Origin of the sequence: Barnesiella sp. CU968, from assembly GCF_905219685.1 — a bacterium.
In the GTDB taxonomy this organism is placed as follows: domain Bacteria; phylum Bacteroidota; class Bacteroidia; order Bacteroidales; family Muribaculaceae; genus Lepagella; species Lepagella muris_A.
In genome coordinates, this window is the sequence record NZ_CAJMXD010000509.1 from 1 (window position 1) to 1,726 (window position 1,726).

At 40.2% G+C, this 1,726-nt stretch carries 1 protein-coding gene; it reads right to left on the minus strand.

The window, feature by feature from the left end:
* Nucleotides 1-132: 132 nt before the first annotated feature.
* Nucleotides 133-1,605 (minus strand): HAMP domain-containing sensor histidine kinase, encoded by a 1,473-nt coding sequence (locus tag JX312_RS13195; protein WP_123406321.1) that lies wholly within the window; start codon nt 1,603-1,605, stop codon nt 133-135.
* Nucleotides 1,606-1,726 lie beyond the last annotated feature (121 nt).

Below are 1,726 nucleotides of genomic sequence, written 5' to 3' on the forward strand. Positions count from 1 at the left end.
TAAATTATTATTCAGTTTATGAATTGTTAAACTCTTGTCGTTTTTTCACATTCTTTAATTCTATAACAAACAATGCAAGAAAATTCCGCATCATAATTTAACATTTTAATGTGCCGGTTAACATCTGCATTGTCAATCTTCTTTCGTAGACTTTTCTATCAGTGGCAACGTAATGACAAAAGTGGAGCCTTTGCCGAATTCACTTTCCACAGATATGTTTCCTCCGAAGAGTGTTATCATTTTCTTCACATATGCGAGTCCCAGTCCGAATCCTTTGACATCATGACGGTTGCCTGTGGAAACCCGGAAGAATTTGTCGAAAATTCTTTTAAGGTCATCTTTCTTGATGCCGATGCCATTGTCTTTGACTCGGATTTCAAGCATATTGCCGGCAATGTCTTTGGTTGTTATCTCGAGCATCGGTTCACGTTCTTCATCCATGTATTTGACAGCATTGTCAAGAAGATTGAATATCACATTCGTGAATTGCATCTCGTCAACACGGACCAACGCGTTGTCTGCCTCAAGCAGCGAGGTCAGCGAGCCACCGTATTTTTCAACCTTTATCTTGAACGTGTTTATAACATTGGCTATGATAGAGTTCGCATCAACCTCTGTAAATTTCAGAGCTGAACCGGTGTTGTCGAATACAGACATCTGCAGCACTTTCTCAACCTGAAAACGAAGTCTTTTGGATTCTTCTGTTATTACCTCAGAAAGATGTTGCAGGGAGGAGGGTGATTTCCTTATCGAAGGATCCGAGAGCATTTGTCCTGCCAGCGATATTGTTGAAATCGGTGTCTTTAGTTCATGGGTCATGTTGTTGATAAAGTCTGTTTTCATCTCGGTAAGTTTTTTCTGTCTGAACGCGAGAATTATTGTGTAAAGAAATATCAACAGCAGTATGAGTGTCATCACCAGCGTAGGTATGATGAATCTTACGGAAGAGAAGATATACGAATGCTTGGTGGGAAACTCAACTTTAAGATTATAATATGTGTCGGAATTCGAGAATAAAGGTATGCTGTAAATGTCGCGTTTGGCGTTTTCTTTATATCCGTCTGTTGAATATATAAGATTCCCTCTGACTCCGTATACGGCGAATACAAACGGCACGTTTACCCCATTGTTCGCGAGTTCTGTGCGCAGACAATTGCGAATCATTGTGGAGTCTGCGCGCTCCATCACCGGACGTGACCCGGCATCGCGCAATATGGAAAGAATGACTTCATTGAGCAGCCCCTTCTGATAAAGGTACTGACTGCGAATCACTTCTTGCATATTGCGATATCTTTGAGCCACATTCTGATTTGCGGGAGGAAATATCCGAGACGGCTCTATGCGGGTTGTTTCAGCGGATCTGGTGTTGGTATAATCATGATAAAAGCTCGATTCTATTATGTTTATATCCTGTTCGAGGAAATGAAGGGTTTCTTCGCGTTCAAGAAATTCCGATGTGGAATATAAGGAGCGCATTACCCCCTCTGAGAATTGCTCATCGCGCATTTTTACCATATTTTCAAGATACATGATCTGAAAATACAGCAAGACTCCGAAAGTCAGAGCCATTATTATAGTCAAAAGCCAAATTACAGATTTCTTCATACTTTATTAACAAAAAATAACGCTTGGGGTTCTGTCGTGTTCCCGGTACTGACGTATTTTACGTCATACACCATGTTTAAGAAACTGTTTAAATTTAATTCGAAATTATTTATATGGGTTT